This window comes from Holdemanella hominis (assembly GCF_014306155.1).
In the GTDB taxonomy this organism is placed as follows: Bacteria; Bacillota_I; Bacilli_A; order Erysipelotrichales; family Erysipelotrichaceae; genus Holdemanella; species Holdemanella hominis.
This window is the reverse complement of the sequence record NZ_JACRWH010000137.1, coordinates 1-599: the sequence shown is the minus strand read 5'-3', so window position 1 is coordinate 599 and position 599 is coordinate 1. Positions and strand designations below refer to the sequence as shown.

Genomic DNA, 599 nt, shown 5'->3' with positions numbered 1-599 from the left:
GTACAGATCTTGGATCCAAATATCAAAAGATTGAAGAGCATCATTCGTAATCTAAAATTCAGAAGAAACCGTAATGAGTTCAAGCTTAAAAGAAAGATGCCTTCTGTATGTTTTGGTGGAAAAAAGAATCTTAAAAATGGTGATTTAGAAACTTTTAGATTTAGAAGACAAAGAAGAATGCTTATTACTGGTAGAAGACAGGGCAAGTATTCAAACAACCTTTTCAAATTAAATGTTGAAAATGATATGTTAACATATCGAAGTACACAAAAGGATATTGTATTCAAAGTACAGTTTCATAAGTACAAGGATGAACTGTACGCAAGAGTCAATGAAAAGCACAACTCACCTAATAAGGCAGTAGCCTATGAGTTGATGGATTATGGTGAATACTTTATTGTGAAAGCTATATTTGAAAAACATATGAATCTTCCAAAGACTAATACATTGTATGGAGCTGTAGGAATCGATATCAATGTGGACCATATAGCACTATGTGAAACCAATATGGATGGAAACATCGTTCTAATTAAGAAATATCCAATCCATAAAGAGAATACAAAGAATAAACGAAATGAAGAACTGTATCAGCTGGCCAT

At 32.2% G+C, this 599-nt stretch carries 1 protein-coding gene; it reads left to right on the top strand.

Going from position 1 to position 599, the window contains the following annotated elements:
• A partial coding sequence (locus H8911_RS12260) for a hypothetical protein (protein WP_222621043.1) occupies window positions 1–599 on the top strand: 599 nt, incomplete at both ends.